This window comes from Acetobacter sp. AC2005, assembly GCF_037901235.1.
GTDB lineage: Bacteria > Pseudomonadota > Alphaproteobacteria > Acetobacterales > Acetobacteraceae > Acetobacter > Acetobacter oryzoeni.
Window position 1 is genome coordinate 167,602 of sequence record NZ_CP149627.1, and the last position, 17,525, is coordinate 185,126.

Annotated in this window: 11 protein-coding genes; 4 read left to right on the top strand and 7 right to left on the bottom strand. The window is 51.2% G+C overall.

Features of this window, described 5'->3' with window-relative positions:
* Positions 1–238: 238 nt before the first annotated feature.
* The 5 genes from QQM41_RS14560 to QQM41_RS14580 form a co-directional block, all read right to left on the bottom strand.
* Entirely contained in the window at positions 239–577 is a 339-nt protein-coding gene (locus QQM41_RS14560) for a hypothetical protein (protein WP_231869329.1), read from the bottom strand.
* Positions 578–680: 103 nt separating this feature from the next.
* Complete coding sequence (locus tag QQM41_RS14565) at positions 681–1,082, bottom strand: DUF6876 family protein (RefSeq protein WP_003630451.1); 402 nt, start codon at positions 1,080–1,082, stop codon at positions 681–683.
* Positions 1,083–1,319: 237 nt separating this feature from the next.
* Entirely contained in the window at positions 1,320–1,811 is a 492-nt protein-coding gene (locus QQM41_RS14570; protein WP_339078220.1) for a DUF3085 domain-containing protein, read from the bottom strand.
* A 74-nt stretch (positions 1,812–1,885) separates the two neighbouring features.
* On the bottom strand, positions 1,886–3,802 hold the full coding sequence (locus QQM41_RS14575; protein WP_339078221.1) for a ParB N-terminal domain-containing protein: 1,917 nt from the start codon (positions 3,800–3,802) through the stop codon (positions 1,886–1,888).
* 186 nt (positions 3,803–3,988) lie between these two features.
* Positions 3,989–9,115 carry a DEAD/DEAH box helicase family protein gene (locus QQM41_RS14580; protein WP_339078222.1) on the bottom strand — a complete coding sequence of 1,709 codons (5,127 nt, stop codon included), beginning with the start codon at positions 9,113–9,115 and terminating at the stop codon, positions 3,989–3,991.
* Positions 9,116–9,569: 454 nt separating this feature from the next.
* Here QQM41_RS14580 and QQM41_RS14585 point away from each other — a divergent pair, with 454 nt between their 5' ends.
* Positions 9,570–10,205 carry a ParA family protein gene (locus tag QQM41_RS14585; RefSeq protein WP_081461418.1) on the top strand — a complete coding sequence of 212 codons (636 nt, stop codon included), beginning with the start codon at positions 9,570–9,572 and terminating at the stop codon, positions 10,203–10,205.
* Positions 10,202–10,900 carry a hypothetical protein gene (locus QQM41_RS14590; protein ID WP_019088965.1) on the top strand — a complete coding sequence of 233 codons (699 nt, stop codon included), beginning with the start codon at positions 10,202–10,204 and terminating at the stop codon, positions 10,898–10,900. Before QQM41_RS14585 ends, QQM41_RS14590 begins: the two co-directional genes overlap by 4 nt.
* A 730-nt stretch (positions 10,901–11,630) precedes the next feature.
* Here QQM41_RS14590 and QQM41_RS14595 read toward each other — a convergent pair.
* Positions 11,631–12,554, bottom strand: a complete 924-nt coding sequence (locus QQM41_RS14595; protein ID WP_003631062.1) for a replication protein RepA — start codon at positions 12,552–12,554, stop codon at positions 11,631–11,633.
* A gap of 491 nt (positions 12,555–13,045) precedes the next feature.
* Complete coding sequence (locus tag QQM41_RS14600; protein ID WP_006115745.1) at positions 13,046–14,536, bottom strand: tyrosine-type recombinase/integrase; 1,491 nt, start codon at positions 14,534–14,536, stop codon at positions 13,046–13,048.
* Between the two features lie 1,227 nt (positions 14,537–15,763).
* Between QQM41_RS14600 and QQM41_RS14605 the strand changes: the two genes are divergently transcribed.
* Both QQM41_RS14605 and QQM41_RS14610 read left to right on the top strand, forming a co-directional pair.
* Positions 15,764–16,303, top strand: a complete 540-nt coding sequence (locus QQM41_RS14605; protein WP_012813355.1) for a phosphate-starvation-inducible PsiE family protein — start codon at positions 15,764–15,766, stop codon at positions 16,301–16,303.
* On the top strand, positions 16,266–17,516 hold the full coding sequence (locus QQM41_RS14610; RefSeq protein WP_012812328.1) for an IS701-like element IS1452 family transposase: 1,251 nt from the start codon (positions 16,266–16,268) through the stop codon (positions 17,514–17,516). The genes QQM41_RS14605 and QQM41_RS14610 overlap by 38 nt, the downstream gene beginning before the upstream one ends.
* Positions 17,517–17,525 lie beyond the last annotated feature (9 nt).

Sequence of the window (17,525 nt, forward strand, 5' to 3'; positions counted from 1 at the left end):
CCTGTGGCCGCTGACAAGGGTAGCCAGCTTCCGCACCACAGCCAGGACACTCAATGGATAATGCCGGGTCGCCGTCCAGCCACTCGATGTGGCAACGCCGACATGTGACCGGTTCATCTGTACAAATCCAGCGGGTTGGCTTTGCAGGACGGGGCCAGTGGTTTCCAGAAACGATCCTGTGTTTCAACATGAGATCATTCTCCTGACTGATTTTTTGAGAGATATGAATGAAAGGGAATCAGGTCTGGACGCTCTCCTCGACCAATTCGAAATCACTGAGTGTTGTGGCTCCGGTCCAGCGATCAAGATGGAGGATCATCTCCTTTCCACCAACATCCCCGGCATAGCCGTGATCGCGCAGAGAGGAGAGTTTCTTACGTGTGATCTTCGGTATTGCCGTCCGGTCCAAAAAATCAGTTATGGCAGCGTCCATAGTGTCATACGGACCATGCCAGTTGCGGGCATTGACCGGGAATATGTCCGGGGTGCGTAAAAAAACGGCTCCATCAGGCCGAAGGCAAGTTTCGACAACATATCGACCACATGTCTGTCGCGTGACATCGAGTGTCTTGCTCATTTCAAAACGTCCCTATCACCACTGTATTTTATGGTGCTGTTGGATGACAGATATAAAAAAGCCGCCCTTTAGGGCGGCCTTCCAGTAGAGAGCGTCAGCGTTTTCAGTATTCGCTGGGAAGCAGGACAATGCGCCCTATGCCGGGCTCACTGAAAGCGAATAATTTGGCTTCCTTTAGGGGGAAATCAGTATACGGGATGTCCTGACGATAGAGTTCGACTTCCCCATCCCCTGTCTTATCTCCATCGGTACAAATAATAACGGCTGTGTGTTTTTCGAGATCAACCTTCAAGGTCCAGAACTGTCGATCTTCCTCACGCATAGTCGGCATATGCTGAACGCTTGCCAGTATATCAATCAGCCACGCGGCACCATTGGCTGCAAGATAATGGGCGCCATCTGTCAGCAGAAGACCGCTATGCCAGCGATAGTAGCGAACAGTCCCGGTAAATCCAGCAAGAGCAGAAGAAGTAATGGCGTGTGTCGGTTCCAGCGTTGCAGACATGAAAACTCTCCTTGAAAACGATGATTTTCTGGAAATGCATATTTCTGGATATCGGGTTGCATTTCCTGACATCTCCACGCGGGGCATAGTCTGTAGGCTGGAGCAAACGCGGCGCGCAGCGCCGGGATCGGACCCACGCGCAGACCGCACTGCGGTCGAGCATGGGGAGAACCAACCGTTTGCTCCAGACAGCAGACTATGGCTCTCTCCTGCTCTCATATTGCCTTTTATCTTTTCCTATTTTTTTGATGCCAACGCACGTTTGCGACGTGGTGGCGCAAGATAGGGACTGGAAATCCGTGTCGGCGACACATCAAGCCAGAAGCGGCCTCCTTTGGTCGCTTCAAGTGCATTCCTGATGGCTTTGGCTGCAAGAAATTCTGCCCCGTCATCACCACCAAAGGCTGCTCGTTTCACGTGCCACCAATCGTCAGGCTTCTTTTGTGGATCAGCTTCAAAAGCATAGGCGATAAGGTTCCCTGTGCGTTCAGGATCCTTGAGCGCAGGCTTGCCATTCGACATCAGATAAATTCCGTTATCTCCCACCAGCATCAGCCCGGCAGGAACTTTGGTGAGATCGATGTCATCATAAGACGGCGACTGTGTCTCTTTCCCATCTTTTAGAAAGGTGGGCTCATAGAGTTGGTCAAAGGTGGGCGTATGCTCTTTTGCTGCTTCAGCGTGAGCCAGCAACTGTGTCACGAGCGCATGATCAAAATGAAGTTTCATGACGGTATTTCCTTAAAACATGCCTCTGGATGGACATAAAAAAGGCGGCCCGTTCGATGGGCCGCCTGTATTTGTCAGACCATGATGATTTCAAGATGCTCAGGCATCTTGCGCGCCAGCTCTGCAAGTTGTGTCGGTATGCGTGGATCATCTGGTAATTCGGTGTGTGAGGAAGTCGTCTCAGACACAGACGATGTGTCATCTGCTGACACGTCTTCCTCAGGTGTCAGCGTCTCTTCATCAGCTTCAGCCACATCTTGTTCGTCACAGTGTTCCATGTCTGATGACTGGTCATCGATCTCATCATCTTCTTCAGTCTGTGCGTCCAATTGGGCCCGTGCTGCTGCACGCGCTGCCTGTTTTTTTATTTTGGCTTTCCATGCCGGAATGCCGGCTGCAAACGTCGCAGGTTCGGGCACCCAGCGTTTTTCACCAACGTGCGCCATCAAGGCTTCACGCATCGCCTTTCCCGTGGGTTTTTCTTCCAGTCCTTCAGCCTGGACTGCCTTGGTAATCCCAGGTTTGCTGTAAGTCTTGAGGAAATCCTCAAAAGCCATCGTCGGCATATGGGCATCGGCATTGAACAGCACACCAAGAATCTGGGCAGGCAGTCCACTTCCACTATGCATGCTCACCTCGCAGTTCATGAAACTGCAGAGCACTTCAAGAGCAGCGTTCCGGAGCACTGCCGGATCGCGCACGAGCACGCCCTCTGGAAAGACACTTGCAACGGCCCGGTCCCGTTCGGAAGCCGCACCATAGGGATCATAAGTGTTATCTCCATGGATATTCACATTGTCAGCACTCAGGGCCAGCAGGAACGCCCCTATCAGATCCCATGGGTCCGCGCTCTCGCGGGCCGCTGCCAGTGCCTCTCGCAATGCCTGAGTACGGACCTCACCGATAATTTTAAGCCCTGTACCTGAAATATCAGCGCGCTCTTTAGGTTTTTCGGGGTTTTGGGCTGACGGTAAAGAAAGTGCGTCACTTTCTGTCCTGCGGGTTGACTGTTCTCCCAGTTCGCGTAGCCGCCCTTTTTGAATCTGCAGTGTGCGTGGGTTAAGCCAGATCGCCAGGATATCTCCGTCCCGTTCCATTTCCCAGGACCCCACCTTCCGGTATCCGTCTGGTGCAATTCCTTCCCCGTATTCGTTGCTCTGGAGGTAAATGGTTCCTTCAGGTCTGGTTTTTTCGGCCCAGATCTGCTGCGCCTTAAACATAGCGGCATATTGGGTGCAGTATCGATTATCTTCTCCACCCTGCCCGAAGAGATCTTCTTCCCAGACGACACCAGCTTCTTTGGCAGTCTCGTCGTCAAACTCGTAGTCGCGAGCATATAACTCGACCTGATCAAGATATCTTACAAAGTCTGACCAGTCGAAATGTGCGGCATCTTCCCTACTCATCTCATAGTCGGCCGGATCTGATCCTTCGTCAGCGCTTTCCGCCCAGATCTCGGCCCATACATCGCGTTGGCGCTCCAGCGGCGTGCGCGCAATTGCGTTCCGTTCCGTATAGGAAGGCCCAATCCCACCATCTATTGCCGCAATAATGGGCGGATGAATCTGGGATAACAGCATCAGGCCACGGAGATAGGCTGGTGTGACCATAAAAGCCCGACAGATTTCTGTATCAGAAGCGCCCTTCTCGCGCATATCCAGCACACCACGCCATTGTTCGGATTCCGCCATGTCGGCACGCACGACGTTCTCGGCAACAGCGGCCATCGTATCGCTTTTTTCATCACCAGAACGGACATGCACGTCAATTTCGTCCAGTTTCGCAGCAATACAGGCCCGCACCCGTCTGTGACCAGCGACAATCATCAACCGACCATCCTCAAGTTCCCGCACGCAGGGCGCATGAATCAGGCCCACTGTCTTGATATTCAGCGCAAGCTGATGTTCCGCACGAGCATCTGGCTGGGTCTTACGTGGATTGTTCGGGTTTGGTACGAGTGTTCTGGGATCGACGCGGCGAAGTTCCGTCATGATACGCTCCTCACTTTCAGGGTCATGAGGTGTAATTTTCTGACCTCATACCTTCGGCACCGCCGCAGACGCCTACACGGGGCAAGGGCGAGCGTCAGCGAGGCCCCGGAACGGGGCGAACCCTTGCGGCGTGTAGGCGGCCTGTGGCCCGCCCTTCCCTTTTCGGATTTCTGTTTTCCTTTTTTCTCAGGCCACCTCCTCTATTTTCTCTGCAACAGCAGAAGCAGTATCATCATTTGCTGTCGCCGATTTCAGCGCAGCTTCCTTTTCCTTGCCTTCCGCTTCCAACTCAGCATCCAATGCGGATAGCTCGGCACATTTCGCCGTGAGATCGTCGGCTTCCGCAAAAGGAAGTCCTTCTCGTGAGCGATAAGCTGGCAGTCGGCGCTGTGCCTCATCCAGACTGCGACGTGCTTCAGCCAGATCGCTGTCCAGACGTAAGGCTGCGTGCTCAATCCGTGAAATCAGTCCCAGAGGCTTGGTCTCACGATCGGTCTCGACCTCAATGTCTCCTGCAGGTGTATCCAGATAGAGGGAGGAGACTACTTCTGGTTTTCTCTTGTCGGACGTTCTGAACTGCTGTTCATGAGCTTCGCACATCACTTCAAATCCGGCGATCCGACCCATGCTCCACTGCCCGGTCCGGCCTTCCCGTTCAGCAAGCCGCGCCTGCGACAGTATCCATGCCCCAGCTTTTTCACGGCTCTCAACCACCGTGGTGTCACGATGCAGCGCAAACGCCTCCCCTTTCGTGGATATCCGCTGATTGAGTGCTGCCTCAATTTTCGGAATGCGTGTCTGCGCTGTCCTGATGTCGCGTTCAGCTCTCTGGATCTGGCGACGCACATTGAACTGATCATCGAAGTGTGTGGCCTGCAAACGCTCAAGACGCGCAATATCGGCTTCCAGACCTGCTTTCTGAATCAGACGCATATCACCTGATGCAAGCGCCTTGGCCATTGCAAACTGGTTGCCTTCACCGCCCACATCCTCAATCCGGCGAATGGTTCGATCTCCCGACATCGCAAGACCGATAAAACGCATCTTGCGTTCAAGCAGCTGCCAGTTGGTGGCGTCCACAGATCCCTGCTGGGCGTATGCGTAAACTTCCACTTCGTCATGCTGGTTGCCCTGACGCACGATCCGACCTTCCCGTTGCATGATATCGGCCACAAGCCAGGGCACATCGAGATGATGCAGGGCTTTCAGGCGCTGCTGGGCATTCACTCCCGTTCCCATTGTGGCTGTTGAACCGATCAGGATACGCTTACGGCCTGCATTGAGATCACCAAACAGACGCAGCTTGGCTGCTGCCTTGTCGTAGTCCTGCATGAAGGCAATCTGCTCGGCCGGGATACCCATGCGGATCAGCTCTGACCTGATCCAGTTATAAGCCGAGAACCCACGCTTGCTCTGGGAGGCCTGTGTGCCGAGGTCGGAGAAGATCATCTGCACCGCCCCCGGTAAATCATAGGCCCTACCCGTCTCGGGATTGGTGTAGCGATTGGCAGATGTCTCATGCCAGATTTCAAACACCTTCCGGATCATCACATTCAGCTTGGAATGCGGGTCATTATCCGCCCATGGTGCGATAAACCGCAGATCGATCGCGCCATGCCGGGCATCATTCATCACACTCAGAATGATGTCGTCCCCCTTCTGAGGACGACCTGAACGGGCTTCAATCGCGCGCATCCGTTCTGCAAGGGTCTGCTGGAATGCCCGAAAGTCTTCTGTGCTCTCGGCCACGACAATCTGTCTGTTACCGCTCTTTACTGAGGGCAGCTTTACATATCGGGACAACTCATCAGACTGAACGACGTCCGCAAAGTCACGATACATGGCCATCAGATCGGCCACATTGACGAATTCGGTAAAGCGTGTGACCGGTTTGTAGAGACCGTTAGGCTGAAGCTCCAGTTCGGTGCGTGTTTCCCCAAAGTTGGCGGCCCACGCATCAAATTCATGCAAATTGCGTGCGACAAGAGCATCCAGATCCATATACCGCCCGACATTCCACAATTCGGCGATGGTATTCGTAATCGGCGAACCTGAAGCCATAATCAGCGGACGTGTTGGATCCGTCTTCGCGAGGTAACGGGTTTTCACGAACAGATCCCATGCACGCTGAGAGCCATTGGGATCGACACCTCGCAGATCGGACTGATTGGTGGCGTAGGACAGTTTCCGAAAGAGCTGGGCTTCATCGACAAGGATCTGGTCAATGCCCATTTCGCCCATATGAAGGAGATCATCTTTCTGGGCGGCCAATCCTTCCAGTTTTGACTCCATCCCTTCTTTCATGCGTTCAATGCGCTTGCGGGAGATGCGGTCATCGCCATCCAGGCCAGACAGAATGGCCTCATATGACGCAATCTGGTCTTCAATCATCTCCCGTTCAAACCCCGCCTCAACTGGAATAAACTTGAAAGCGTCATGGGTTATGATGATCGCATCCCAGTTTTCGGTTGCTGCGCGGGCAATAAAACGCTGACGTTTTGCTTTGACGAAATTTGTCTCGTCCGCCACGAGAATTCTCGCCGTGGGATAGAGCATGAGAAATTCACGCGCCATCTGTGCAAGGCAGTGGCCGGGAACCACGATAACGGCCTTACTGATCAGTCCAAGGCGTTTCTGCTCCATCACGGCAGCCGCCATGGAAAAGGTTTTTCCTGCCCCCACAGCATGCGCCATGTAGGTGCGTCCTGAAGCGATAATCCGCCAAACCACGCGCTTCTGATGAGCACGCAGGGTAATCACACTGCTCGCTCCAGGCAGACGCAGATGACTGCCATCAAAGGCACGCGGCACAAGGTTATTGTAGGTCTCGTTATAGAGCTTTACGAGACGGTCAGACCGGTCGGGATCCTGCCACACCCACTTTTCGAACGCGCTCTTGATAGCCGCCAGTTTTTCCTTGGCGTCTTCCGTTTCCTGTGTATTGAGTTCGCGTCGTTCGTTGCCATTCTCATCGCGCCAATGATCCCAGATCTTGGGAATGGACTGAGAGAGCGCGTCTTCCAGAAGTTCCGCTGCATTGCGTCGTTCCGTGCCCCAGACGGATGTTGCTTCAGCGCGAGACAGAAACGGCGCACGATTGATACTCCAGCATGCCACTTCCGGGGTATGACGAACGGTTGTTTCAATCCCCATGACCTCTTGTACGAAGTCCTGAATGTCCGTGACGGGCAACCACGGTGCTCCCAGACGGGCTGTAATTTCAGAGGGACGCAGATCAGCAGGCTGCACACCTTCAAGGGCGCTGACATTGCGTGCATACCGCTGATCATGATGTGCGGCCTCGCGTGCGAGCGCCAGTTTGGTGCGCACCGCACCTGAGAGCATCTCATCAGACGTGACCCAGACGTCCCTGCCCTGCGCGCTGCATTCCGGATCGAGGTAAATGCTCTCACCCAGTTCAGCCAACGTATCGGCTTCACTCCGTCCCAGCAATTCGGCAATGAGAGGCAGATCCACACGACCCGTTTCATGCAAGGACACAGCCAGCGCGTCATGGGCTCCGTGTATTTCAGGCTCTGTCGGTGCATGAATGACACGCTCAGAGAATATCGGCCCCATGCGGCCCGTGTCCGTGCGTTCGTCATACTCCTCAATCGAAGCCACCAGCCAGACGTCAGGATCATCCATAAAAGGCTGCAGGTTCGGGCGCCGCTGGGTTTCGCGTGTTTTCCCAGTTTCAGGGTTCTCGCGTAGCGTGGTGCGGGTATGATTGATGGGGCCAAACTCTCGCACGAAACTCTGGTACGCCGTCTTCAAAGTGCGCTGCTGCGCTCCATAAGGCAGGTTCTGCATCTGCGCCCGCAACACACTTCGCGCGGCATCACGGATGGGCACCAGCGCACGAATGATCCGCGCATGTTTGGCAAAAATCCCTTCTGTCTGTCCTGCCTTGCGGATCGGCACGATCTGCGCCTGTCCCTCAATGATCTGGTGCAGCACACTCCGATCAACAAAGTAGCTTCCCTCCTTGAGGTCCGCCCCACTTGCTGCAGTTCCAATAGTGACGCCCTCACCGGCTGGTCGGACAATGCGGGCCTCGCGTGGGGGGAGGAAATGCGTGTTGGGTGCTATCCGGTTCAGGGCTTGCGGAAGAAGAAGGTCTAGTTCTGCGCCGGCGGTGGCAGAGCATGTGTAACCGGGACCAAACTGCGTTGTCGTCCAGATATGACTGCCGAGCACCTGTTCGGGATGGTCATGGAAATACCGGTTTATGACGAGCGGACCATTCCCCTCATCTGAGTCTGGGATGCCTGCAGTTTCAACCCAGCTCTCGTTTGACGGCTCTTCACCCATTTCTCGTTTGCGGAATGCCAGTACATCGACCACGACATCAGTTCCGGCATCGTCCCGCATTGCGCCTTCAGGTAAACGTACTGCGCCAAGAAGGTCAGCGCTCTCGCCAATGATCCGTCGGGCATTCGGATCCGTCTTGTCCAATGTGTAACGAGAGGTCACGAACAGGGCGATCCCGCCTGGACGCAGAGCTTCGAGCGAACGGGCGATGAAGAAATCATGGAGGCTCAGACCCTGCCTCTCCAGTCCCTCACGACCATGCACTGTGCGGTTGCTGAACGGGGGATTGCCAATCGCCAGATCATAGCCCTGTGGGAGCTGGGCACGCGTGAAGTCCTCACTGCGGATCCATTGGTTCGGATAGAGCTTGCGCGCGATACGGGCAGAGATGGGATCGTTCTCAATGCCGGTAAAAGCGATCTTGCCTTCCAGTTTTTCAGGTCGTGCGGCAATGAAGAGCCCCGTGCCACATCCCGGTTCAAGCACCGAACCGCCCCGAAACCCCATACGCAGGGCCATATCCCACATCGAGTGAACAATCAGTTCCGGTGTGTAGTGGGCATATTGCGTGGCGCGCTGCAGGCCAGCCCTTTCAGTCTCCGTCGTAAGTTGTTCAAGTTCTGAAGCAAGACTTTCCCATCCCTTGCGTACCTCTCTGCCTGTTGGAGGGAAAAGGTTGTTGGCCAGTTCACCAGCGCCAAAGCCCGTAAAACGGGCCAGCACGTCCTGCTCTGCTGCCGTGGCGTTTCGATCCTCGCGTTCAAGTTCCCCAAGAAGGGCAATCGCAGCCAGATTACCTTCAGCACGAGCTTTCCATCCGCTTGCAAGACCACGCAGTCCCTTCAGCCGGAAATCGCGCTGTGGAATACGGAAAGGGTGAGGGGAGGGGATGCAGACTTCGGGAATGGGCTGGTCATCGTCTAGAGACCAGAGGGATGCGAGCTCACCGGAAAGAACAGTGGTATCGAACAGATTGAGTTGCGAGGCTGACATGGACATGATGGCGCACTCCGTCCAATCGGCTTCGCCCGACACCTCTTCTGAGGGTCGGGGGCCTGATTGCTGGGTTGGTCGGGATCAAGTGCAGGACTGGGAGTGTTTACTCTCTCCTTATTCCTTCTCCTTGATACTTTCCTGACAACCGGGCCGGAGTGGGTGGGGCAAGTGCGGCGCTCTGCGCCGGGAGCGGAGCCACGCACAGACCGCGTAGCGGGCGAGCATGGCGAGCACCAACCACTTGCGCCACATGCTCAGGGCTGGTGTATGGTATATTTGACCGCATTATTTTACGCCGTAAAATTTTTACGGTGTAAAAATTCTGGATATATCTATCTGCCTACGTTATGTTTTGCGGGTATACTGCAATTAGGTTACACGTTTTTAGCGTGTTTTTATCTCATGATCTGAGGTCACAATGGTAAGGCCAAAAAACAATCACCGACAATCTATAATAATGCTATCTTCTCCCAAAGGAGGAGTAGGTAAGTCGTCCTTGTCACGAAATATCTTGGTTTTAGCTTCAAGGGCAGGGAAAAATGTACTCGGTCTTGATATGGATAAACAAGCAACTCTAGCCACCTGGGCAGAGCGACGTGAACGCGTCAGAGCTGGAATCTCTGGCGTCTCGGAAATTCCAGTGCGTCGCGTAATGCTAGATGACTGGCGAGGCGCATTGAAAGAAGCGCGTAATTCTACAGCTGACTTTATTGTTATTGATACACCGCCATCAATAGAAATTAATATGACCGCGATTCTCGGACTGTGTGAAGGGGCTGATTTCGTTCTTGTACCTTGCCAACAGACCCAAGATGACTTTGATAGTGTCGCTCCATGGATGCGACATCTGAAACAAAGTGATGTAAAAGCGGCTTTTATTATTAATCGAGCTAATATACGTGCGCGTTCCTACGCGACTATTCGTTCAAAATTAATGAATGTAGGTCCAGTCTGCCCAATAGAAATATCACAAGCTGAAGAAATATCTTTAGCAAATGGTAAAGGGCTTGGAGTGATGGACCTAAGTAAACCGAAAAATGCTGAAGCTTTCGGTGCGTTGTGGGCATACCTAAAGCAGGAGTTGGATTTATGAGCAAAGCAACTTCAAGGCGGGGCGTTTCTCTGCGAGCTCTACAGGATTTGGATGCAGATGAAGTGCCTGCATTCGATGCCCGTCCCCAAGAGTTACGGGAATTAACTATTGTATCATCGGAAACCTTAGAGACTATCAGTAGCGTTTTTTCTGGCACTGAACTGGCAAATGATCAAGCACGTATTCGCGTTATTCTTGAAACTCAACGAGCCGTTAATGCTGCATGGGAAAGGGCTGCGCGTTCATTTTTGGAGATTGGACGGGCATTAAATACGCTCGATAACGTACTTTTTTCTCGAGAAGAAAAAAATCGACTTAAATCAAGCTTCGAAGAATTTTTTCCGTTTTCAGAACCTGTTGCTTCTCAATTTAGACGCATTGCTCATGTCGTAGATAGCGGCCGTCTTGATGAGACTTCTTTGCCTGGCTCATATAGTGCTGCCTATCAATTAAGTCTACTTGCACCAGAAGAGCTCGATATTGCTCGTGCGCAAGGTCTTGTGGGTCCAAACACTTCAAGGTCAGCCATCATTGCTTTTCGTAAATCAATCAAACGGAATATTTCGCATGTTGATTTTGCTGCATTATCTACTGAGGCTCGGCGATTAAAATCTACCCGAAGGCATATGCTTGAGCAGCTAATCGCGATAAGAACTCGTCTCAAAGAAATCCAAACATTACTTGATGAGGATTAATAAGCTCATTCATTTATTGCGAATAGAAAGCATAATTCTAGATGAATCCGCTACGTTTTGTAAGCATATACATATTCATACAAGTCGTAGCGGGAATTCAAATATTGTCTTACTGATGTCGGAGTATTTCCCATTAAATTAACAGGAGTAATCATCGTGACAAACTCGTTAAAAACTAACATTTGGAGGGATAGCAAGACTATAGTTTAGTGCTTCTGGCTTCTCATTTCAGATTTCTAACATATCATTCGATGGACTACGGGCTGTTTTTGGCGCAGCAACTTGAACTGCGAGGATTTTGTGCTTTCTCTTGCGATCCGCAGGGCTAATTCTCTCGAGAAAAAGAGAAACGGTGCGCTATTATGGGTAATAAGAGCAAGCTGATCTTTATGGAAAGCCCGTTATGATAAGATGCATGCGGATAAATAGTCATGCCTGTGATTTCTGGTTAAAAAAATGTATGTTAACGGAGGATTGGATAATGGACTTTCCAATGCTGATCCCTCATTGTGGACAGAGTCCAAAAATAATTCAAAAATGAATGGTAATGTTTAGATGTGACGAAAGTTTCTTAGAAATTGATCTTATTACGGTAAGAAATTTACGTTCGTAATAAGGATTGGACTCTGTCCACAAAGTTTGCAAAAATTTTAATTTGCGCTTATCGAAAAGTAGTTAATCTAAAATCTTCCTGCAATACTAATATATTTTTTCTTATTAACATGTAAATTTACTTTCCAATTCGCTTTTCGGGAATTGGAGGTGGAGAAGGATAAAGAATGATTCCATATTTATCGTCCATTTGTACCTTAGCTTCCGGGTAGACTGAGAGAGCAATTTTAAGCGGAGTAACAATGTCTTTTTTAAAATATCGTAATTCTTTATATTCCGGGCCGAACTGATTTTTTAACGTATTCCAACTTAAAGTAAGCGGATCGTTAAGTACATGTAATCTGTACGCCAACCAGATATAAATATCGATAGCCTTAGATTTATTAGATATTTGTCGAATTGCGATTTCACGAAGAGGAAGTGGATGTTCAATAAGGCTCTCATAAAAGCCTTCATCTAGTCTTACGGCTTCTTTCCAAAATGATAGTTGGTTTCCATTTTCAGATTCAATTGGCATGATGGCGTCACGGACAAACGCACCGTTAGTTATAATTTCTGCACCAGCATTTATTCTAGTGAACGTCAAACGGCATCGACTAATACGATTAGCTTGATCTCTGACGGCAATATAGGTTTTGCCACCAACTGAAACACCCATTGCTTTTAACCAAGCATTCATGCTGGATCCGAGCTCGACTTCTCTGGATCTGGTTCTTACAGCTTGTGTTTGTAGATATAGAAGGATAAGTCTAGCCATTGCGCCAAATGGCACGCCTACGGCTTTATTTTCTTTATCTAAGCCACTTTCTACTAGAAGTTGAATTGAACCTCCTTCGCGGCGCCAAATAGATTCTGAGATTTTTTTATGTGGTAAAGCGGCCATTGCAAATCCTGCATGAGCTATACCAATAGCCTGATCTTCATCAGACATTACTTCATGAGCGGCTTCGACACACAGGCGTTGCGTTTTATCCTCAAGTGAGGCTAATCGCCGCATTTCTTCAACGCCAAATCTGTCTAGTAAGCTATGAATCTGTCCCATACTTGAACAATGTCATAAGGAAAATTTGTTCGTCAATTTGGACTTTGTCCACGAGAAGGAATTTGGACTCTGTCCACGGTTCTTTGGACTCTGTCCGCAAAAGCTATTTGTTATTATTTGATTCTTTATTAGTTTATGTGTGGGCAAAGTCCAAGGGATAAGCCCATTATCGTGGAGAGAGTCCAAACTTATCGCGGGTAGAGTCCAAAGGATAAGATTTGGTGCGTAAACTAGATTGTGGATAAGTCCGCTTGATAAAAGTTGGACATCGTGGAAAGAGTCCAATGAAACCGAAGGGTCACGGATATATTTTATACCCGTGGAGAGAGTCCAAATTACCTCCAATACGAGTCGGCTCCCAAAAAGCAGGAATTACTGTGAGTGTAAAAATTCTTCATGCATCGATTTTAGATATCTGAATTTTGAAATATCAGGCGACGGCCTTTCTTCGTTTTTGAGATTAGGAAAGGCAGAATTAAGCCTATATCGATTCAAAACCGACTTTTTCCTGGATGTCGGGTTAGGGCCTGATCATCCTCAATATAAGCTTCCAGGACTCGGTAATCCCGGTGACGCGAGAAACGCTTGAGCGCCATCAGATCGTAATTGTCTTGCGCCCCCGTCGTGATGGCCCCACGACGCAGACTATGTCCGCTAAAGTCTCCTTCGAGGCCGGCGGCAAGGCATCGTTGTTTGATGATCTTGGCCACAGACCAGTCAGAGAGACTTTGTGTGCCAATTTTCGGGAGAGGGGGTGACACACCTGGTTTCGAGGCCGCAGGAGACCAGATGCGTGGAAAGGCCGCAGTCGTGGAATGGTCGTTTGCCGTTTTCTTGCGCGGTTTAAGACCCGATAGCCGTAACCACGTCTCCCACGCACGAACTGGACAAAAGCGCGTAATACCACGGGGAATGGCGACCACAGTGCCCTTGTTCTGCTTATCGCCCTTGGATTGAGGGAGCGTAATCCGCATGCAGTCATCATCCAGAGTGACGTATTCAAGCCGAATAGACGCCAACTCCGAGCGTCGTAACGCCCCACCATAGCCGATCAGGAGGATTGCTCGATCGCGTGCGTCTACCAATGTGGTCATCGGGATTGCATCAATCACTTCGCACATCATGTCCCATGTCAGACCTTTGACCTGCCGCGGCATTTCCTTGCCAGGAGATCGATGGATACCAGCCACTGTTTCCGTGACCAAAGCCTGGGCAGTCGGGATAGGAAGTTGAGCGATGTGATGGAGGTAGCGAAGTGCTGCACGATGCAGTTCGATCGTCGTCGGCTTGCGACCACGGAGCGCAAGATCTGCGAGATAGGTCGCCACATCTGTGCTGCGTGCGGGCAGGGCAGGGAGACCATGACGGTTTGTCCAGGCACACCATCCCTTAATAGCTGAACGATAGGCGCGCCGCGTATTTGCGGACTTGCCATGTTGCACGAATGCTCCCACAGCTGCTTGCGATGTTTCAAGCCGCCCATCGTGCTCTGGTATATCGATTTCGCACAATGCTGAAAACCAGCGTGTTACGTTGGCTGGAGCCTGCCCGATAGGTGCGGGAGGCAGAATCTTTGAAGTGTCTTCTTTCTCGGCTCGTGGGCCACTGTTACTGCTGATCTTGGATGACACCAATGTGGCAACGAACGCCAGCTTTTCGCAGTCAATTTCCAACGCCAGTTCGATCTGATAGCCAGAAGGCAAAGTAGGAAAGGTCGCCTTGACAGCTTCTCCTGCAGCGGCGGCATGTTCCGCATGGCGGGGCAATTCGGTATCTGGCAGGAAGGATCCATCGGGAAGTGCACTGCCGGCGATCAGCACAGGAAGCGGTGGGGAAAAATGTGCCGTCGAGAGAATAGGCCGCAAAACATCAATTGAGGCCTGGGGATCATTCAGACGTTGGCAGGTCAGACGATCTACCTGCTCAAGAACATAAGAACGTAAAACCGGCCAGGAGCCAGTTATATGCAGGGTATCAAGCATGACTCGTTATTCTAATGATCTTGGGAGATTAGACCAGAAGTAAACTTGTTTTCGAAGTTCTCTCTGAAACTTTGAGATTCAGAAAATCTGTTCAAACAGTTTCTTGTCTCTTCATCCGATAGCCTGCGATACCCTTGATATTCCTAGGTTGCTCCATCACCCGTATAATGAGGAAATTTCTATATTTTTGGACCACTTGACGAGGGAAAAATCCCTTCCAATCTTAGGTGTGTCAGACGCCTTCGGGTCTGACCTTAAGCGTCCTGAGCTAAACGATTGAGATCCATGTTGCTTTAATAGGAGGATATGGATGTCGAAACTGAAAAGACTCTATTTACGCTATCGCTGCTTTCTGCGTACGGTTTCTCGGAAAAGGCGCAACCGATTGGATGGAGGCGTGTGATGATAACATGTCCCATCTTTGGTGATGATGTGCTGGAAGAGCGTGTCATCTCCTTGTTTCGCCGTCTGGGCCATGATGGACGGGGCGTAACTCTGACATCACTCCAGACCTATACCGGCGTCCTTGGGACTAGACTTCGTGCCTTGCTGGCAAGTCTCGTCCAGAGGGGTAAACTTGCCCCAGCTGGGTGCGATCCTCTGGCTTCTGATTTTGCGTTCCGTTTGCCATTATCTGCAAAAAACGCGCGATCGACATCGATAGCGGCGTAAAACGTAAACGTACATCCTATCTCAAAGATGCCGTTTTCGTCTGGGTTTTTATTAAAACGAGAGGGCTGCTGGGCCTTCCATAAAAGGCCCCGTGTTTCGGAATATTGTATTCAAGATAGAGGGAAAGGGAGATGTCGAGCATAATCCATTTGCTTAACCTCGTAGCGCTCCGACAATATTGGAATAATTACGATTTTGTATCGCATTCATTGGGAATGATAGAGCCATCATTATCGTTTCCTGAGAGAAAGTGCGGCTTGAGGGGTAGTCAACCCCTTAGGAGAGCACATGGGACTGCATGGAAATCGGTGCCCATATCAGCCGGATCCAGAGGTTCGGCGAGTTTCTCCTTGTCAGGATCAACAGGTAATTTATCTGCATCTGAAGTCGACATTAGCCGTTAGCGTAGTCTCTTCTCGTAAGAAAAAGAGAGGTAACTCAAATAGTCAATAAGCGATCGTGGTCCGGTTCATGTCCTGAGTGAGGACGCTCAAGATTATTGAAAGAAAAGCCAAACACTTAAAACTATATCAATTATCTAATGGGAAAACGGTTATGGAAGAAATCTCCATGAAACGTTCCTGGCACAGCAGGGATTGGTCGCGTCTGGTCAGGCTGTTTAATGGTCTGACATTCTATGAACGCTTTGAACAGGCCATTATTCTGATACTGATTGCCCTCATCATGCTTGTCACTGCCATAGCGACAGTTCATCTGATCAGCGCGGTCTGGCATCTGATCGTTGACATCGGGATCGATCCCATCAAGCAGGAGATCTTTCAGGAAATTTTTGGTGCGATCTTTACCGTCATTATTGCCCTTGAATTTAAACATTCCCTGCTTGTCGTTCTGGCCCAGCACGAGAATGTTATCCGGGTGAGAACCATCGTTCTGATCGCCCTTTTAGCAGTTGCCCGTAAATTCATCCTGCTGGATCTGAATAAGGTGTCCGCCATGGAATTGTTCGCGCTCTCTGTCGCAGTTTTGGCCCTGGGCATCGTTTACTGGTTAGCACTACAGTTGCATTTTGTGTTGAGTTCTGAATCTATGGGTAACCATGATTCAGGATATGATGAGTGGCGGTACGTCTGTTGAAGAGACGCTGGAATTATGGGCGCGCTCGCTTCGGTCCGCCAAGGATCGGATGGCGCCGCTGTTCACGCAAAAACGTGTCGTAGATTCGGCCTGTGCTTTTCTTGATGTTTTGATTGGCAATGAACCACGCAAGACGGGATGGATGCGAGCGGAAGCCGCAGGAGATCCTGGTCCATGGCGGCAGCAGGCGCTTCTGGGACGCGGGCACTGGGATGCCGATGCCCTTCGTGACGTCGTCAGGGATTATGTGATTGAGCATCTGGGCACTGAAGAGGGCGTGCTGGTCATTGATGAGACCGGTTTTCTGAAGAAGGGTCAGGCGTCCTGCGGTGTGGGGCGGCAGTATACGGGATCTGCCGGCAAGATCACGAACTGCCAGATTGGTGTGTTTGGCGCTTATGTTTCGGAACGGGGGCATGCCTTTATTGACCGCGCCCTGTATCTCCCGAAAGACTGGACATCAAAGCCTGAGCGTCTGAAGCGGGCCCACGTTCCCGATGACGTGGTGTTTGCAACCAAACCGGCGTTAGCCTCGATGATGATTGAGCGAAGTATTGAGGCCGGTGTGCCGTTCCGCTGGGTTGCAGCAGACAGCGTGTATGGCGTGGGCGACGTAGAACGCACGCTTCGCCGGGCAGGAATTGGATATGTGCTTGGGGTCAAGGGCAATCACTGGTTCGGATCATGGGCAACGGAACCGCTGATTGCCGGAGAGGCGAAAGATATTGCAGCAGGACTGCCAGACCAGGCCTGGCGTCGTCTGTCAGCGGGGCACGGCACAAAAGGTGAGCGACTTTATGACTGGGCGTATCTTCCGCTTGCTGATCTGGATGCTGAAGAATTTGACTGCCCTATAGCCGGACCATGGACACGTGGCCTGTTGATCCGCCGAAACATCGCTGACGGGGACCTTGCCTATTTTACGACCTGGAGCCCGAAAGGGACAACCACGCAGGAACTCGTGAACGTTGAAGGGACGCGCTGGAGGATCGAAGAAGGGTTCGAGACGGCCAAAAACGAATTTGGTCTTGATCATAACGAGACCCGCTCCTGGCATGGTTGGCATCGGCATGTCTCTCTGGTCATGCTGGCCTATGCCGTCATGGCCAGTGTCCGTTACCAGGCAAACTCACTGAAACCGAAAAAAACACAACTCAGAACACGACAGTCCTTGTCCGCTGGTCCATTCAGGAGATCAGGCGCCTCGTCGTAAAACTTGCAC

Bases quoted from the DNA above. Each gene is read 5' to 3' on its own strand.
- QQM41_RS14605 (WP_012813355.1), top strand. From the start codon at position 15,764: ATGGAAGAAATCTCCATGAAACGTTCCTGGCACAGCAGGGATTGGTCG.
- QQM41_RS14560 (WP_231869329.1), bottom strand. From the start codon at position 577: ATGAGCAAGACACTCGATGTCACGCGACAGACATGTGGTCGATATGTT.
- QQM41_RS14575 (WP_339078221.1), bottom strand. From the start codon at position 3,802: ATGACGGAACTTCGCCGCGTCGATCCCAGAACACTCGTACCAAACCCG.
- QQM41_RS14565 (WP_003630451.1), bottom strand. From the start codon at position 1,082: ATGTCTGCAACGCTGGAACCGACACACGCCATTACTTCTTCTGCTCTT.
- QQM41_RS14580 (WP_339078222.1), bottom strand. From the start codon at position 9,115: ATGTCCATGTCAGCCTCGCAACTCAATCTGTTCGATACCACTGTTCTT.
- QQM41_RS14595 (WP_003631062.1), bottom strand. From the start codon at position 12,554: ATGGGACAGATTCATAGCTTACTAGACAGATTTGGCGTTGAAGAAATG.
- QQM41_RS14610 (WP_012812328.1), top strand. From the start codon at position 16,266: ATGATTCAGGATATGATGAGTGGCGGTACGTCTGTTGAAGAGACGCTG.
- QQM41_RS14570 (WP_339078220.1), bottom strand. From the start codon at position 1,811: ATGAAACTTCATTTTGATCATGCGCTCGTGACACAGTTGCTGGCTCAC.
- QQM41_RS14585 (WP_081461418.1), top strand. From the start codon at position 9,570: ATGCTATCTTCTCCCAAAGGAGGAGTAGGTAAGTCGTCCTTGTCACGA.
- QQM41_RS14590 (WP_019088965.1), top strand. From the start codon at position 10,202: ATGAGCAAAGCAACTTCAAGGCGGGGCGTTTCTCTGCGAGCTCTACAG.
- QQM41_RS14600 (WP_006115745.1), bottom strand. From the start codon at position 14,536: ATGCTTGATACCCTGCATATAACTGGCTCCTGGCCGGTTTTACGTTCT.